The organism is Pseudomonas sp. P39-UII1 (assembly GCF_039672635.1).
GTDB lineage: Bacteria > Pseudomonadota > Gammaproteobacteria > Pseudomonadales > Pseudomonadaceae > Aquipseudomonas.
On sequence record NZ_JBDFPP010000003.1, the window covers coordinates 155880 to 171216 of the forward strand.

Consider the following 15337-nt stretch of genomic DNA (forward strand, 5'->3'; position numbering starts at 1 on the left):
TCGGCAAGAGGTGAAACCATGCCGGGCATAGAAGCCTTAGCCGAACGGCTGTCGACCTACCTGGGCCCCGAACAGGTCAACCTGGTTCGCCGGGCCTATTTCTACGCCGAACAGGCCCACGATGGGCAGCGCCGCCGCAGCGGCGAGCCCTACGTGACCCATCCGCTGGCTGTGGCCAGCATCCTCGCAGACATGCACATGGACCATCAAAGCCTGATGGCGGCCATGCTGCACGACGTGATCGAAGACACCGGCATCGCCAAGGAAGCCCTCAGCCAGCAGTTTGGCGAGACAGTTGCCGAACTGGTCGATGGGGTCAGCAAACTGACCCAGATGAACTTCGAGACCAAAGCCGAGGCGCAGGCCGAAAACTTCCAGAAGATGGCCATGGCCATGGCCCGCGACATCCGCGTGATTCTGGTCAAGCTGGCCGACCGCCTGCACAACATGCGCACCCTGGAAGTGCTGTCTGGCGAAAAACGCCGACGCATTGCCAAGGAAACCCTCGAAATCTACGCCCCCATCGCCAACCGCCTGGGTATGCACACAGTGCGCGTGGAATTCGAAGACCTCGGCTTCAAGGCCATGCACCCGATGCGGTCATCGCTGATCCACCGGGCAGTGAAGAGCGCTCGCGGCAATCGCAAAGAGATCGTCGCCAAGATCGAACACTCGCTGGCCAACTGCCTGGCCGCCGACGGTATCCAGGGCGAAGTCAGCGGGCGGCAGAAACACCTCTATGGCATCTACAAGAAGATGCGCGGCAAGCGCCGCGCCTTCACCGAGATCATGGACGTGTACGCCTTCCGCATCATCGTCGACAAGGTCGACACCTGCTACCGCGTGCTCGGCGCCGTGCACAACCTGTACAAGCCGCTGCCCGGGCGCTTCAAGGATTACATCGCGATCCCCAAGGCCAACGGCTATCAGTCGTTGCACACCACGCTGTTCGGCATGCACGGCGTGCCCATCGAAATCCAGATCCGCACCCGCGAGATGGAAGAGATGGCCAACAACGGCATCGCTGCGCACTGGTTGTACAAATCCAATGACGACGAGCAGCCCAAGGGCAGCCATGCCCGCGCGCGCCAGTGGGTCAAGGGCATCCTCGAACTGCAGCAGCGTGCCGGCAACTCGCTCGAGTTCATCGAGAGCGTGAAGATCGACCTGTTCCCCGACGAGGTCTACGTCTTCACGCCCAAAGGCCGGATCATGGAGCTGCCCAAAGGCTCCACCGCCGTCGACTTTGCCTACGCGGTGCACACCGATGTCGGCAACAGCTGCATCGCCTGCCGCATCAACCGCCGCCTGGCGCCGCTGTCCGAGCCGTTGCAGAGCGGCTCGACGGTCGAGATCGTCAGCGCCCCGGGCGCACGGCCGAACCCGGCCTGGCTCAACTTCGTGGTCACCGGCAAGGCGCGCACGCACATCCGCCACGCGCTCAAGCAGCAACGCCGCTCCGAGTCGATCAGCCTCGGCGAGCGCCTGCTGAACAAGGTGCTGACCGGCTTCGACAGCAGCCTGGAGAAGATCCCGCAGGAGCGTGTGAACGCGATCCTCGCCGAGTACCGCCTCGAGCTGATCGAAGACTTGCTCGAAGATATCGGCCTGGGCAACCGCATGGCCTATGTGGTCGCCCGCCGCCTGCTGTCGGCCGAAGGCGAACAGCTGCCGGCACCGGAGGGCCCACTGGCGATCCGTGGCACCGAAGGCCTGGTGTTGAGCTACGCCAAGTGCTGCACGCCGATCCCGGGCGACCCGATCGTCGGCCACCTGTCGGCAGGCAAAGGCATGGTCGTGCACCTGGAGAACTGCCGCAACATCAGTGAAATCCGCCATAACCCCGAGAAATGCGTGCAGCTTTCCTGGGCCAAGGACATCACCGGCGAATTCAATGTCGAATTGCGTGTCGAGCTGGAGCACCAGCGCGGCCTGATTGCGTTGCTGGCCAGCAGCGTCAATGCCGCCGACGGCAACATCGAGAAGATCAGCATGGATGAACGCGACGGCCGCATCAGCGTTGTCCAACTGGTGGTCAGTGTGCACGACCGCGTGCACCTGGCTCGTGTGATCAAGAAGCTGCGTACGCTTACCGGCGTGGTCCGCATCACCCGCATGCGTACGTAGTCCGCCAACCGCAAGGAGTCATCATGAGCAAGACCGTCATCAACAGCGACAAGGCCCCTGCCGCCATCGGTACCTACTCGCAAGCGATCAAGGCCGGCAACACCGTGTACATGTCGGGCCAGATCCCGCTGGACCCGAAAACCATGGAGCTGGTCGAAGGCTTCGAAGCCCAGACCGTGCAGGTGTTCGAGAACCTCAAGTCGGTGGCCGAAGCCGCTGGCGGTTCGTTCAAGGACATCGTCAAGCTGAACATCTTCCTCACCGACCTGAGCCACTTCGCCAAGGTCAACGAAGTGATGGGCCGCTACTTCGAGCAGCCGTACCCAGCCCGCGCCGCCATTGGCGTTGCCGCGCTGCCGAAAGGCGCCCAGGTCGAAATGGACGCCATCCTGGTCATCGAGTGATGCCGCAGGTGACGGGCGCCCTGCCCGTCACCTTCCTGTTCAAGGTTACCCACCATGCGTCAAGCACTGCCCCTCGCGCTGGCAGCCCTGCTTCTGAGCGGCTGCGCCAGTCACAAACCCGAAGATTTCAACGGCACCTGGATCAACCAGGACGCCATCAAAGCCGCCGTCAAAGGTGGCAGCCTGCGCCAAGCCCTGAACGAACATGGCCCGGTCTTCGAGTGGAAGCTCGATGTGGCCAATCAGCAGGCCAGCTTCAGCAACGGCTTCGAGGCTGCCGATGGCCAGCTGATCGCCAACGACAAGCAATGGCAAGCCAGCTTCCCGGGCGGCCAGACCGAACAACTGGCACTGGATGGCGACGAACTTAAAACCGTCGACCCGTCCGGCGCCGAACAGACCTTCATGCGCGCCCAGCAGCCCGGCAATGCGCCGCTGGGTGGCAGCTTCGAAAAAGCGCTGTACCAGGCGTACCTGGGCGGTGACTGGAAGATCATCGAAGGTGAGGGCAAAGGCAGCGTGGTGCGTTTCGCCGACAACGGCGCCGTGACCGGCCTGCCCGGCCCCGACCGTTATGCGCTGTGCCTGGCAGGCGACTGCGCCAGCATGGGCGGCAGCAACGACAGCCTGTGGCTGGAGCGCAACCAGCGCGGCGCGCCGTTCATCTTCAAGCGTGATGACGACAAGCTGGAGATTTTCCAGGCGGTGAACCGTGCGCAGCCGGATGAGATGCCACAGTTGGCTGCTGGTGCTCGTCAGTGGGTGCTGGAGACAGACTGACTCAAGCCCCGCCTGGCTTCACAGGCCCTATCGCCGGCAAGCCGGCTCCCACAGTTACAGTGCGGCCTCAGGCCTGACACTGCCCAGAGTGGGAGCCGGCTTGCCGGCGACAGGGCCAGCAGGGACATGGCAGGTTTCAGCCCTCGCCTTTCAGGATGGCCGCGTACCCTTCTTTGTAACTGGCATACTGCGGCACCCAGCCCAATGCCCGCACCCGGGCATTGCTGCAACGCTTGCTGCCGGTGCGGCGCACGCGCTGTTCATCGGACCATTCGGTGACGCCCATGTACGAACGAAGCCAGGCCACCACATCGGCCAGTGGCGCCGGGTCATCGTCGACCCCTATGTAGCAATCGTCCAACGCCACGCCATCGGCGTCGGCCTGCAGCAGGAACGCCAACAGGCTGGCAGCATCCTCGGCATGAATGCGGTTGCCATAAAGTGGCGGCTCTTCAGCCACACGGTACCCTTGGCGCACCTGGCTCAGTAACCACTCACGGCCCGGCCCGTAAATGCCGGTCAGCCGCACGATACTGGCCGGGATGCCGCTGCCCAGCGCCAGCCGCTCGGCCTCCAGCATCACACGGCCCGAATACCCTTCAGGCTCGGTGGCCGCGGCCTCATCGACCCACTCACCGTCTTTTTGTGCAAATACGCTGCTGCTGGATACAAACAGCAGGCGCCGCGGCTGTTGCCCGCGCTCGGCCAGCCACGCCAGCACATGGCGCAAACCTTCAACGTACGCAGCCTGATAGCCGGCCTCGTCATGCTGGCTGGCGGCTACGCAGTACACCAGGTAATCGGGCGCGCGCTGCGGCCAGGCTAGCGGAATGCCTGGGTCGGCGAGGTCGGCAGCGACCGGCATAACACCCTGCGCAAGCTGATCGACCGAGCGCCGCAGGCCACTCACCTGCCAACCACGAGCAAGCAGTTGCCGGGCCAGGCGACCACCTACATCGCCACAACCTACGATCATTGCGGAAAGGTCTGACATCACAAAACTCCCTAGACCAAAGGCTCAGGCTAGCCGGATTACACGATAGGCGGCTAGACCATAGGCGAAAAAAGCAACAAGATTACTTTTGTTAACAAGAATTACTTGCAATAATGGCGCCCCTATATGTTCTCGGCCTATCTCGAGGCCTTGGAGAACGCTCACTCTTTTTCTTCATCAGGTCCGGCCAGCATGACACGTACTCAACCTTCCGCTTCGCCAACCCCGTCGCGCGCCTGGCGCGCCATCGCCGCGCTGATGTTCAGCCTGGTGCTGGCCCCAGTGGCCATGGCCGATGAGCCTAACGCCAACGCCGCCACCCCGGCTGCCGCAGCTGCCCCGGCCAACCCGGCACCGGCTGCAGCCGATGGCCAGGCCGCCACTCCGGTCGATGCCGCTGCGCCCGCCGCCGCCGACCCAGCCGTGCAGGAACTGGTCGAAGATACCTCGCTGGGCATGGCCCACGACTTGTCCCCATGGGGCATGTACAAGAACGCCGATATCGTGGTCAAGATCGTCATGATCGGCCTGGCCATCGCCTCGATCATCACCTGGACCATCTGGATCGCCAAAGGCTTCGAGCTGATGGGCGCCAAGCGTCGCCTGCGCGGCGAGATCGCCCAGCTGAAGAAGTCCGCCACCCTCAAGGAAGCCAGCGACGTCTCCAACAAGGAAGGCACCCTGGCCCATACCCTGGTCCACGATGCCCTCGAAGAGATGCGCCTGTCGGCCAACGCGCGCGAAAAAGAAGGCATCAAGGAACGCGTCAGCTTCCGCCTGGAGCGTCTGGTTGCCGCCAGCGGTCGTACCATGAGCAACGGCACCGGCGTGCTGGCCACCATCGGTTCCACCGCACCGTTCGTGGGCCTGTTCGGGACCGTGTGGGGCATCATGAACAGCTTCATCGGCATCGCCAAAACCCAGACCACCAACCTGGCCGTAGTCGCCCCAGGTATCGCCGAAGCCCTGCTTGCCACCGCCCTGGGCCTGGTTGCAGCAATCCCGGCCGTGGTGATCTACAACGTCTTCGCTCGCTCCATCGCCGGCTACAAGGCACAGGTTTCCGACGCTTCTGCACAGGTACTGCTGCTGGTCAGCCGTGACCTCGACCATCAGGGTGGCGAGCGCGCCGCCCCGCACATGGTGAAAGTGGGGTAAGCCATGGGCCTGCATCTCAACGAAGGTGGCGACGACCTCGCCGAAAACCACGAAATCAACGTCACGCCGTTCATCGACGTCATGTTGGTACTGCTGATCATCTTCATGGTTGCTGCGCCCCTGGCTACGGTCGACATTAAAGTCGACCTGCCAGCCTCGACCGCCAAACCGGCGCCGAGGCCCGAAAAACCGGTGTTCGTCAGCGTCAAGGCCGACCAGAAGCTGTATGTCGGCGACGATCAGGTGCCTGCCCCCGACCGCCTTGGCCCGATGCTCGATGCCAAGACCAAGGGTGACAAGGAAACCACCATCTTCTTCCAGGCCGATAAAGGCGTGGATTACGGTGACCTGATGGAAGTGATGAACAACATGCGCGCGGCCGGCTACCTCAAGGTCGGTCTGGTAGGTCTAGAGACGGCAGCCAAGAAATGACGAAACCGCGCTCAAACGTGGCGCGCTACGGTGGCAGCCTGGCGATCGTGCTGGGCGTGCACGTGGTCGCTGTGCTGCTGACGCTCAACTGGTCGGTGCCCCAGGCCATCGAACTGCCCCCGGCAGCCATGATGGTCGAGCTGGCACCGCTGCCCGAGCCCGCACCGCCGCCACCCCCCAAGGCCGCACCACAGCCGCCGGCACCGGTTGAAGAACCGCCGTTGCCAAAAGTTGCCGAGGCGCCAAAACCGAAAATCGCCATCGCCAAGCCGCCCAAGCCCAAACCCAAGCCTCAACCGCCGAAGCCTGAGAAAAAGCCTGAGCCGCCGAAAGATGAACCACCGGCCAAGGAACAAGTAGCCGACACGCCGCCAAGCAACACGCCACCGCAGAAGTCGGCGGCACCGGCGCCAAGCATTGCCTCCAACAGCCAAGCGTTGCCGACCTGGCAGAGCGACCTGCTGCGCCACCTGGCGAAGTACAAGCGCTACCCGGAAGACGCACGCCGTCGCGGCCTGCAGGGCATCAACCGCCTGCGGTTCGTGGTCGACGCCGAAGGCAAGGTGGTTTCGTACTCGATGGCTGGGGGTTCGGGCAGCGCGGCACTGGACCGGGCAACCCTGGAAATGATCCGCCGAGCTGGCACCGTACCCAAGCCGCCAGCAGAGTTGCTGAACAACGGCACGATCGAAGTAGTGGCACCGTTCGTCTACTCGCTGGACCGTCGCTGATACTTTTGTTTCTGTCACAAATCGGCAAGTCTGATAACGTGCGTCTATCAATTGCAGCCGCTATGCTGGGCTCGCAACTTCATGGACGCACGTTATGACCCTCACAGAATTACGCTACATCGTCACCCTCGCCCAGGAGCAGCACTTCGGCCACGCCGCCGAGCGTTGCCATGTGAGCCAGCCGACCCTGTCCGTCGGGGTGAAGAAGCTCGAGGACGAGCTTGGCGTGCTGATCTTCGAACGCAGCAAGAGCGCGGTACGCCTGACCCCGGTCGGCGAAAGCATCGTCGCCCAGGCGCAGAAGGTATTGGAGCAGGCCCAGGGAATTCGTGAGCTGGCCCAGGCTGGCAAAAACCAGCTGACCGCCCCGCTCAAGGTCGGCGCCATCTATACCGTCGGCCCTTATCTGTTCCCGCACCTGATCCCCCAGCTGCACCGTGTGGCGCCGCAGATGCCGCTGTACATCGAAGAAAACTTCACCCACGTGCTGCGCGAAAAGCTGCGTAACGGCGAACTGGACGCGGTGATCATTGCCCTGCCGTTCAACGAAGCCGACGTGCTGACCCTGCCGCTGTACGATGAGCCCTTCTGTGCCCTGATGCCTGCCGACCACCCATGGACGGCGAAAAAGACCATCGACACCGCCATGCTCAACGACAAGAGCCTGCTGCTGCTCGGCGAGGGTCACTGCTTCCGCGACCAGGTCCTGGAAGCTTGCCCGACACTGAACAAAGGCGGTGAAGGTGCCAAGCACACCACGGTCGAGTCCAGCTCGCTGGAAACCATCCGCCACATGGTCGCCTCGGGCCTGGGCGTGTCGATCCTGCCGCTGTCGGCGGTGCACAGCCACCATTACGCACCGGGCATCATCGAAGTGCGCCCGCTCACCGCGCCAGCACCGTTCCGTACCGTAGCCATCGCCTGGCGCGCCAGCTTCCCACGGCCGAAGGCCATCGAGATCCTTGCCGACTCGATCCGCCTCTGCTCGGTGGCCAAGCCGGCTGTGGAACAAACGGCCTGATTCATGACTGAGCTGTCGAAGGTCTCGGTCACCGCGCTCAAGGGCGTAGGCGAAGCCATGGCGGAAAAACTCGCCAAGGTCGGCCTGGAAAACCTGCAGGACGTACTGTTCCACCTGCCCCTGCGTTACCAGGACCGCACCCGCGTGGTGCCTATCGGTGCCCTGCGCCCGGGTCAGGATGCCGTGATCGAAGGTGTGGTCAGTGGTGCCGATGTAACCATGGGCAAGCGCCGCAGCCTTGTCGTGCGCCTTGGGGATGGCACCGGCGTGCTGAGCCTGCGCTTCTACCATTTCAGCAATGCGCAAAAAGAAGGCCTCAAGCGTGGCACCCACCTGCGGTGCTACGGCGAAGCTCGCCCCGGCGCCTCGGGCCTGGAGATTTACCACCCCGAGTACCGTGCACTGAATGGCGATGAGCCGCCGCCCCCGGTCGAGCAGACCCTGACGCCGATCTACCCGTCCACCGAGGGCCTCACTCAGCAGCGCCTGCGCCTGCTCTGCCAGCAGAGCCTGGGCATGCTGGGCCCGCGCAGCCTGCCAGACTGGCTGCCGGACGAGTTGGCCCGGGATTACCACCTGGCGCCGCTGGACGACGCTATCCGCTACCTGCACAACCCGCCAGCCGACGCCGACCTCGACGAACTCGCCGAGGGCCAGCACTGGGCCCAGCACCGCCTGGCCTTCGAAGAGCTGCTCACCCACCAGCTGTCGCAACAGCGCCTGCGTGAAAGCCTGCGCAGCCTGCGTGCGCCAGTACTGCCCAAGGCCAAGCGCCTGCAGGCGCAGTACCTGGCCAACCTGGGCTTCCAGCCCACCGGCGCGCAACAGCGGGTGGCCAACGAGATCGCCTACGACCTCAGCCAGGCAGAGCCAATGCTGCGCCTGGTGCAGGGCGATGTCGGCGCTGGCAAGACCGTGGTTGCCGCCCTGGCTGCGTTGCAGGCGCTGGAAGCCGGCTACCAGGTGGCGCTGATGGCGCCGACCGAAATCCTCGCCGAGCAGCACTACATCACCTTCAAGCGCTGGCTCGAACCGCTGGGCCTGGAGGTCGCCTGGCTGGCCGGCAAGCTCAAGGGCAAGGCCCGCGCCAGCGCCCTGGAGCAGATCGCCAACGGCGCACCGATGGTGGTGGGTACCCATGCGCTGTTCCAGGAAGAAGTGCAGTTCAAGCACTTGGCCCTGGCGATCATCGACGAGCAGCACCGGTTCGGTGTGCAGCAGCGCCTGGCCCTGCGCAAGAAGGGTGTGGCCGGCGAACTGTGCCCGCACCAGCTGATCATGACCGCCACGCCGATTCCGCGAACCCTGGCCATGAGCGCCTATGCCGACCTCGACACCTCGGTACTCGACGAACTGCCGCCAGGGCGTACGCCGGTGAATACCGTGCTGGTCGTCGACAGCCGCCGCTTCGAAGTGGTCGAGCGGGTGCGCGCCGCGTGCGCCGAGGGGCGCCAGGCCTACTGGGTCTGCACTCTGATCGAAGAATCCGAAGAGCTGACCTGCCAGGCGGCCGAGAGCACCTACGAAGAGCTTGGCAGCGCCTTGGGCGAGCTGCGCGTGGGCCTGATCCACGGGCGCATGAAGCCTGCGGAAAAGGCTGCAGTGATGGCTGAATTCAAGCAAGGCAACCTGCAGCTACTGGTTGCAACCACGGTGATCGAGGTGGGCGTGGATGTGCCCAACGCAAGCCTGATGATCATCGAGAACCCTGAGCGCCTGGGCCTGGCCCAGCTGCACCAGCTGCGCGGGCGGGTAGGTCGGGGCAGCGCGGTGAGCCACTGTGTATTGCTCTATCACCCGCCTTTGTCACAGATCGGCCGCGAACGCCTGGGGATCATGCGCGAAACCAATGACGGCTTCATCATCGCCGAAAAAGACCTGGAGCTGCGCGGCCCTGGCGAAATGCTCGGCACGCGCCAGACCGGCCTGCTGCAGTTCAAGGTCGCCGACCTGATGCGCGATGCCGACCTGTTGCCAGCCGTGCGCGATGCAGCCCAGGCCCTGATTGCGCGCTGGCCGGAGCATGTCAGCCCACTCCTCGACCGCTGGCTGCGCCACGGCCAGCAATATGGCCAAGTGTGACGCCAGTACCAGAATGGATCCAGCTTTGCGACCAGACTGGTTATACTTCGCGTTTAAAAGAATCAGTGGATACGGACCATGACTGAAGTTGCCCTGGACACCGCAGCCCCACACACACCGTCTGTCATCCGGCTGTTGCTCGAAAAACTCGGCATAGCCTACCGCGAGGTGCCAGAGCACCCGCAACTGCCAGCCAGCTCACGCGTGCAGGCGATCCTGCTCGACGACGAGATTGGCGCATTGATGGTGCTGTTTCCGCAGAGCAAGCTGCTGGACCTCAATCGCCTTGAGGAACTGACCGGCCGCAAGCTCAAGGCCGTGCCGGTGGCACGCCTCACGCAGATGCTCGACAAGCACCACCTCAAGGCCCTGCCGGCCATTCCGGCACTCACCAGCTCGCCCTGCCTCTACGAAGAAAAGTTGCTTGGTGCCGAAAGGTTGCTGATCCAGTCTGGCGAAGCCGGCCTGTTGTTGGAAATCGAGGCCGACGCTTTCAAGCGCATGTTGAAAAAGGCCAGCGGTGGCAGTTTCGGCCAACCGGTTCGGGAGATTCGCCCCAACCTCGACCGCCCGGACGACGACTCCAAAGAGATTACCCAGGCCGTTCAGGCATTCACTGCCCGGCGCATCCAGAAACGCCTGGAAGAAACCATCGAGATTCCACCGCTGGCCAATACCGCGCAGAAGATCATCAAGCTGCGTGTCGACCCTAACGCCAGCATCGACGATATCACCGGCGTGGTCGAAACCGACCCGGCGCTGGCCGCCCAGGTGATCAGCTGGGCGGCGTCGCCCTACTACGCCTCACCCGGCAAGATCCGTTCGGTGGAGGATGCCATCGTGCGGGTGCTGGGCTTTGATCTGGTCATCAACCTGGCCCTTGGCCTGGCGCTTGGCAAGACCTTGAGCCTGCCCAAGGATCAACCGCAGCAGGCCACACCGTACTGGCAGCAGTCGATCTACACCGCTGCGATCATCGAAGGCCTGACCCGCGCCATGCCGCGCGCAGAGCGGCCTGAAGCCGGCCTGGCTTACCTGTCGGGGTTGCTGCACAACTTCGGTTATCTGCTGCTGGCGCACGTGTTCCCGCCGCACTTCTCGCTGATTTGCCGGCATCTGGAGGTCAACCCGCACCTGTGCCACACCTATGTTGAACAGCACCTGCTGGGCATCAGCCGCGAGCAGATCGGTGCCTGGCTGATGAAGCTGTGGGACATGCCGGAAGAACTTCAGACCGCGCTGCGTTTCCAGCATGACCCGTCGTACGAAGGCAGTTACTCCGCATATCCCAACCTGGTGTGCCTGGCGACCCGCCTGCTGCGCTCGCGCGGGATCGGTTCGGGCCCGCAGGAAGCGATCCCCGACGCGCTGCTGGAGCGCTTGGGGATCACCCGCGAGAAGGCCGAGGATGCCGTGAACAAGGTACTCGAGGCCGAGAACCTGTTGCGTGAACTGGCTTCGCAGTTCAACGCGCCGCATTGATTTGCCTGGGGCCGCTATGCGGCCCATCGCCGGCAAGCCGGCTCCCACAGGTCCCGGCCCGGTAGTATCCCCTGTGGGAGCCGGCTTGCCGGCGATTGGGCTGCAAAGCAGCCCCAACGATTTCAGCCCTTCTTCTTCGGCTTCAGGTACTTCATCAAACCCTGGAACCACATCACCAGCGCCGGATTACCTTTGATCTGGATGCTCTTGTCCTGAATGCCCTGCATGAACGCCAGCTGCTTGTTGCTCGCCTGCATCGTGGCAAAGCCGTAGGCCGCGTCTTTGAAGGCTATAGCGAAGGCCGGTTGAGGATGGCTGCCGCCCTTGCTGCTGATGCGCTCGCCGCTGACGATGAAGTGCCGGGCAACCTTGCCGTCCAGCGTCTGCATCTGGAACACCAGGTCCTTGTCCTTGAGTTGTTGCTGAAACGCCGGGTTGTTACGGCTGGCTCTGGCCATCAGCAGCCCCATGGCCCAGAGCAGAAAGCGAAACTTCATCAACATGCCCCGAATAAAAAATGACTGAGGCGCGCAGTTTAGCCTTTTCCAGAACTATTTATGCAAGTTCGCTGCACGATGTTTGCAGAACGAACAACGGGCGCCCGGAGGCGCCCGTTTGGACAGAGGCTAAGGGTTTGTCAGCCGTCGATCACTTGGCTTTCTTGGCCGGCTTGGCGGGAACGTTGACGCTGTCGCGCAGGTTCTTGCCCGGTTTGAAGGCAACGGTATTGCTGGCCTTGATCTTTACCGGCTCACCGGTCTGGGGGTTCTTGCCGGTACGCGCACCCCGATGGCGTTTTTCGAAGGTGCCGAAACCGACCAGCGTAACGGTGTCCTTGTCCAGGGCACCGGTGATGCTGTCGAGAATCGCATTCAGCACCTCATTGGCCTTTTCCTTGGTCAGATCGGCCCTTTCGGCGATGACGGCGGCGAGTTCTGGTTTACGCATAGTGAAGCCTCTTTGACGGGATTTCTTGTTGTTATTGCCGTGCTGCCAGAAAGCAGCGTTCAAGGCACCGCAGGCTCTAATCTGCGGCAGACGGAAGTGAGAATGGCACGCCCTCCGGGGCCGCGCCAGTATCTGGGCGGCCATTGTGCAGGCAATAACAGGATAAACCCGACAGAACGCCCGCTATTTACGCCATGAGCGCCGGTAACTGCCGATTCAACGCCAGTTTTTCCATGACCGCGTTACCCGTCAGGGCGTAACCCAGCAACTGGCCATCGGCGGCGAAACAGAGGGCTTTCAGGTCACTGCCTTGCCCTTCGACCTGCCAGCTACCTTCACGGCCCTGCGGCACAGGGGAAACCACCAAGGGGCAGGCCGGCGTTTTCACGGTGACGGGCATCGGCCCATAGCTGACCGCCGTCGGGTTGCCTGCCAGCGTTTGCGCCAGGGCACGTGCGCAGGCCATCAGGGGCATCACATAGAGCAGGTTGATGCCATCGACCTCGGCGCAATCGCCCAGCGCGAAGATGTTGGCGTGGGAAGCCCGCAGTTGGCGGTCCACGACCACCCCGCGATTGGTCTGCAGGCCGGCGGCAGCAGCCAGGTCGGAGCGCGGGCGCAGGCCGATGGCCGACACCACCAGGTCGCAGGGGATGACACTGCCATCGGACAGATGCGCTTCAAGGCCATCACTCACCTGCTGCAGGCGTGTCAGCACCGGGCCGAGGTGAAAGCGCACGCCCAGGCCCTGCAGGCCACCCTGCACTGCAGCGGCCGCTGCGGGGTGCAGTAGCGTCGGCATGACCTGTTCACACGGCGCCACCACATCCACCTGGAAGCCGCCCAGGCTCATGTCATTGGCGAACTCGCAGCCGATCAGGCCGGCGCCGAGGATCAACACACGCCGCTTGCCAACTGCGGCAGCACGGAAACGCGCATAGTCCTCCAGGTCATTGATCGGGAACACCTGCCCGGCGCCGTCGCCCTCGATCGGCACCTGGACGGTCTGCGCGCCCCAGGCCAGCACCAGGTCGCGGTACTCCACCGCCTCTTCACCGATCCACAGCCGCTTGTGGCCGGGGTCGATGCCGCTGATACGGGTGTGCGTGCGGACCTCGGCCTTCAGCTGCGCGGCCATGGCGCCCGGCTCGGCCATGCACAGGCCGTCTGCGTCCTTCTGCTTGGCAAAGCCTGTGGAGAGCATGGGCTTTGAATAGGAGCGGCCGTCGTCGGCGGTAATCAGCAGCAGCGGCGTCTCGCCATCAAGCTTGCGAAATTCACGGGCCAGGTTGTAGCCGGCCAGGCCGGTACCGATGATCACCACGGGGGACGTCATGTCGTGCTTTCCTCTGTTTAACGGAAGTGCGATCAGCCGATGGCGATCATTTCAAAGTCGCTTTTGCCGACGCCGCAGTCGGGGCACAGCCAGTCTTCAGGCACATCTTCCCAGCGGGTGCCCGGCTCGATGCCATCGTCCGGCCAGCCTTCGGCTTCGTCATAGATCAGGCCACAGACAATACATTGCCACTTCTTCATCGATTCTGGTTCCTCGGTGTTCAGGCTTTGTTATTCGGGCTCGTGGCCCGTTCACGGGCATTATGCAAGCAGTCGAGGCAATCATGCTAAGCTCGCCGCCTCTCTGGCTGTAACAAAGCATACCGACGTGTCGTACGAATCCCCGCAAGCAGCCGCTGTCGCGTGGCTGCCGTATTCACAGCTGGCGAATATCGACCAGCCTACTCTCGACTGGCTGTTCGACGAAGGTTCCCTGACTCGCCGCCTGACCCGCCTGTCCCACGACCACTTCAGCGTCACGCCCTTGTTCGAAGGCTGGCAGCCGCTGCGCGATGACGAATGCCTGGCGCTGGGCATCGTACCGGGCGCAGAAGGCTGGGTGCGCGAGGTGTACCTGCGCGGCCATGGCGAGCCTTGGGTGTTCGCCCGCAGCGTGGCCAGCCGCAGTGCGCTGGAGCGCGGCGGGCTGGACCTGGAAACCCTGGGCAGCCGTTCGCTGGGCGAACTGCTGTTCTGCGACCAGGCGTTCGTCCGCCACCCCATCGAGGTGTCCACTTATCCACAGCGCTGGTTGCCTGCCGAAGCAGCCCATGAAGGGTTATGGGGGCGGCGTTCGCGCTTCGAACGCGACGGCCTCGACCTGCTGGTGGCCGAAGTCTTCCTGCCGGCATTGTGGCGAGCGGCCAAGGAGGATAACCGCTGATGTACCTGCAACTGCTCAAATCCCTCAACCGCGTGCACCCACGCGCCTGGGACTTCGTCCAGCTCAGCCGCATGGACAGGCCGATCGGTATCTACCTGCTGCTGTGGCCGACCCTGTCGGCGGTGTGGATTGCCGGGCAAGGTTCGCCCAGCCTGGCCAACGTGCTGATCTTCGGCCTCGGCGTGGTGCTGATGCGCGCCGCTGGCTGCTGCATCAACGACTTCGCCGACCGCAAGGTGGATGGCCACGTCAAACGCACCGCCGACCGCCCACTGGCCAGCGGCCGGGTCAAACCGCGCGAGGCATTGGCGCTGTTCGCCATCCTGGTGGCCGTGAGCTTCCTGCTGGTGCTGTGCACCAACAGCCAGACCGTGTGGCTGTCATTCGGTGCGGTGGCCCTGGCGTTCTGCTACCCGTTCATGAAGCGCTACACCTATTACCCGCAGGTGGTGCTGGGCGCCGCGTATTCCTGGGGCATTCCCATGGCCTTCACCGCCGCCGGCGGCGAGCTGCCGGCCAGTGCCTGGCTGCTGTACATCGCCAACCTGCTGTGGACGGTGGGCTATGACACCTATTACGCCATGGTGGACCGCGACGATGACCTGAAGATTGGCGTGAAATCGACCGCGATTCTGTTTGGTGATGCCGACCGGAGCATCATTCTGACCCTGCAGCTGCTGTCGCTGGGTTGCTTGCTGCTGGCGGGTAGCCGCTTCGAGCTGGGTGGCTGGTTCCACCTGGGGCTGCTGGGTGCGGCGTTGTGCTTTGCCTGGGAATACTGGTCCACGCGCAAGCTGGACCGCGAGTCGTGCTTCAAGGCGTTTCTGCACAATCACTGGGCGGGGCTGCTGGTGTTCATCGGGGTAGTGCTCGACTACACACTGCGTCAAGGCTGATGGCCCTATCGCCGGCAAGCCAGCTCCCACAGGTACAGCGCTGCCTGCGAGGCCTGCACAAAAA

Annotated in this window: 16 protein-coding genes; 11 read left to right on the forward strand and 5 right to left on the reverse strand. The window is 63.5% G+C overall.

Features of this window, described 5'->3' with window-relative positions; all coding sequences use genetic code 11:
• Positions 1-18: 18 nt before the first annotated feature.
• From spoT to ABEH27_RS05885, 3 genes are read left to right on the forward strand one after another with little or no spacing between them, the layout of a single operon-like run.
• A complete protein-coding gene (gene spoT / locus ABEH27_RS05875; protein WP_346612657.1) occupies positions 19-2127 on the forward strand; it encodes a bifunctional GTP diphosphokinase/guanosine-3',5'-bis pyrophosphate 3'-pyrophosphohydrolase in 2109 nt (702 codons plus the stop codon).
• 23 nt (positions 2128-2150) lie between these two features.
• Positions 2151-2531: a RidA family protein gene (locus ABEH27_RS05880; RefSeq protein WP_043199829.1), complete on the forward strand. Its 381-nt coding sequence runs from the start codon at positions 2151-2153 to the stop codon at positions 2529-2531.
• A 54-nt stretch (positions 2532-2585) separates the two neighbouring features.
• Complete coding sequence (locus ABEH27_RS05885) at positions 2586-3311, forward strand: hypothetical protein (RefSeq protein ID WP_346612658.1); 726 nt, start codon at positions 2586-2588, stop codon at positions 3309-3311.
• 136 nt (positions 3312-3447) lie between these two features.
• On the opposite strand, the gene ABEH27_RS05890 is transcribed toward ABEH27_RS05885, so the two are convergent.
• The gene (locus ABEH27_RS05890) at positions 3448-4305 is read right to left on the reverse strand and encodes an SDR family oxidoreductase (protein ID WP_346612659.1); all 858 of its coding nucleotides are present in this window, start codon (positions 4303-4305) and stop codon (positions 3448-3450) included.
• 192 nt (positions 4306-4497) lie between these two features.
• Here ABEH27_RS05890 and exbB point away from each other — a divergent pair, with 192 nt between their 5' ends.
• From exbB to ABEH27_RS05920, 6 genes are all read left to right on the forward strand, one after another.
• Positions 4498-5463: a tonB-system energizer ExbB gene (exbB, locus tag ABEH27_RS05895; protein ID WP_346612660.1), complete on the forward strand. Its 966-nt coding sequence runs from the start codon at positions 4498-4500 to the stop codon at positions 5461-5463.
• Between the two features lie 3 nt (positions 5464-5466).
• The gene (gene exbD / locus ABEH27_RS05900) at positions 5467-5895 is read left to right on the forward strand and encodes a TonB system transport protein ExbD (protein WP_028632883.1); all 429 of its coding nucleotides are present in this window, start codon (positions 5467-5469) and stop codon (positions 5893-5895) included.
• The gene (locus ABEH27_RS05905; RefSeq protein WP_346612661.1) at positions 5892-6626 is read left to right on the forward strand and encodes an energy transducer TonB; all 735 of its coding nucleotides are present in this window, start codon (positions 5892-5894) and stop codon (positions 6624-6626) included. Before exbD ends, ABEH27_RS05905 begins: the two co-directional genes overlap by 4 nt.
• A 94-nt stretch (positions 6627-6720) precedes the next feature.
• Entirely contained in the window at positions 6721-7647 is a 927-nt protein-coding gene (locus tag ABEH27_RS05910; protein ID WP_346612662.1) for a LysR substrate-binding domain-containing protein, read from the forward strand.
• 3 nt (positions 7648-7650) lie between these two features.
• Positions 7651-9729 carry an ATP-dependent DNA helicase RecG gene (recG, locus tag ABEH27_RS05915; protein WP_346612663.1) on the forward strand — a complete coding sequence of 693 codons (2079 nt, stop codon included), beginning with the start codon at positions 7651-7653 and terminating at the stop codon, positions 9727-9729.
• Positions 9730-9807: 78 nt separating this feature from the next.
• Positions 9808-11211, forward strand: a complete 1404-nt coding sequence (locus ABEH27_RS05920) for an HDOD domain-containing protein (protein WP_346612664.1) — start codon at positions 9808-9810, stop codon at positions 11209-11211.
• A 122-nt stretch (positions 11212-11333) separates the two neighbouring features.
• Here ABEH27_RS05920 and ABEH27_RS05925 read toward each other — a convergent pair whose 3' ends face one another.
• The 4 genes from ABEH27_RS05925 to ABEH27_RS05940 all read right to left on the reverse strand — a co-directional run bounded on the left by ABEH27_RS05925 (position 11334) and on the right by ABEH27_RS05940 (position 13695).
• Positions 11334-11708, reverse strand: a complete 375-nt coding sequence (locus ABEH27_RS05925) for a helicase (protein WP_346612665.1) — start codon at positions 11706-11708, stop codon at positions 11334-11336.
• A 151-nt stretch (positions 11709-11859) separates the two neighbouring features.
• Positions 11860-12159, reverse strand: coding sequence for an HU family DNA-binding protein (locus tag ABEH27_RS05930; RefSeq protein WP_346612666.1), 300 nt, complete (start codon positions 12157-12159; stop codon positions 11860-11862).
• 187 nt (positions 12160-12346) lie between these two features.
• Entirely contained in the window at positions 12347-13495 is a 1149-nt protein-coding gene (locus ABEH27_RS05935; RefSeq protein ID WP_346612667.1) for an FAD-dependent oxidoreductase, read from the reverse strand.
• Positions 13496-13527: 32 nt separating this feature from the next.
• The gene (locus tag ABEH27_RS05940; protein ID WP_346612668.1) at positions 13528-13695 is read right to left on the reverse strand and encodes a rubredoxin; all 168 of its coding nucleotides are present in this window, start codon (positions 13693-13695) and stop codon (positions 13528-13530) included.
• A gap of 127 nt (positions 13696-13822) precedes the next feature.
• On the opposite strand from ABEH27_RS05940, the gene ABEH27_RS05945 reads away from it, so the two are divergent.
• Both ABEH27_RS05945 and ubiA read left to right on the forward strand, forming a co-directional pair.
• Positions 13823-14377, forward strand: coding sequence for a chorismate lyase (locus tag ABEH27_RS05945; RefSeq protein WP_346612669.1), 555 nt, complete (start codon positions 13823-13825; stop codon positions 14375-14377).
• Positions 14377-15273: a 4-hydroxybenzoate octaprenyltransferase gene (gene ubiA, locus ABEH27_RS05950; protein WP_346612670.1), complete on the forward strand. Its 897-nt coding sequence runs from the start codon at positions 14377-14379 to the stop codon at positions 15271-15273. The genes ABEH27_RS05945 and ubiA overlap by 1 nt, the downstream gene beginning before the upstream one ends.
• The last annotated feature ends 64 nt before the right edge of the window (positions 15274-15337 follow it).

Bases quoted from the DNA above. Each gene is read 5' to 3' on its own strand.
- ABEH27_RS05885 (WP_346612658.1), top strand. From the start codon at position 2,586: ATGCGTCAAGCACTGCCCCTCGCGCTGGCAGCCCTGCTTCTGAGCGGC.
- recG (WP_346612663.1), top strand. From the start codon at position 7,651: ATGACTGAGCTGTCGAAGGTCTCGGTCACCGCGCTCAAGGGCGTAGGC.
- ABEH27_RS05905 (WP_346612661.1), top strand. From the start codon at position 5,892: ATGACGAAACCGCGCTCAAACGTGGCGCGCTACGGTGGCAGCCTGGCG.
- ubiA (WP_346612670.1), top strand. From the start codon at position 14,377: ATGTACCTGCAACTGCTCAAATCCCTCAACCGCGTGCACCCACGCGCC.
- ABEH27_RS05890 (WP_346612659.1), bottom strand. From the start codon at position 4,305: ATGTCAGACCTTTCCGCAATGATCGTAGGTTGTGGCGATGTAGGTGGT.
- exbB (WP_346612660.1), top strand. From the start codon at position 4,498: ATGACACGTACTCAACCTTCCGCTTCGCCAACCCCGTCGCGCGCCTGG.
- ABEH27_RS05930 (WP_346612666.1), bottom strand. From the start codon at position 12,159: ATGCGTAAACCAGAACTCGCCGCCGTCATCGCCGAAAGGGCCGATCTG.
- exbD (WP_028632883.1), top strand. From the start codon at position 5,467: ATGGGCCTGCATCTCAACGAAGGTGGCGACGACCTCGCCGAAAACCAC.
- ABEH27_RS05940 (WP_346612668.1), bottom strand. From the start codon at position 13,695: ATGAAGAAGTGGCAATGTATTGTCTGTGGCCTGATCTATGACGAAGCC.
- ABEH27_RS05925 (WP_346612665.1), bottom strand. From the start codon at position 11,708: ATGAAGTTTCGCTTTCTGCTCTGGGCCATGGGGCTGCTGATGGCCAGA.
- ABEH27_RS05910 (WP_346612662.1), top strand. From the start codon at position 6,721: ATGACCCTCACAGAATTACGCTACATCGTCACCCTCGCCCAGGAGCAG.
- ABEH27_RS05935 (WP_346612667.1), bottom strand. From the start codon at position 13,495: ATGACGTCCCCCGTGGTGATCATCGGTACCGGCCTGGCCGGCTACAAC.
- ABEH27_RS05920 (WP_346612664.1), top strand. From the start codon at position 9,808: ATGACTGAAGTTGCCCTGGACACCGCAGCCCCACACACACCGTCTGTC.
- spoT (WP_346612657.1), top strand. From the start codon at position 19: ATGCCGGGCATAGAAGCCTTAGCCGAACGGCTGTCGACCTACCTGGGC.
- ABEH27_RS05880 (WP_043199829.1), top strand. From the start codon at position 2,151: ATGAGCAAGACCGTCATCAACAGCGACAAGGCCCCTGCCGCCATCGGT.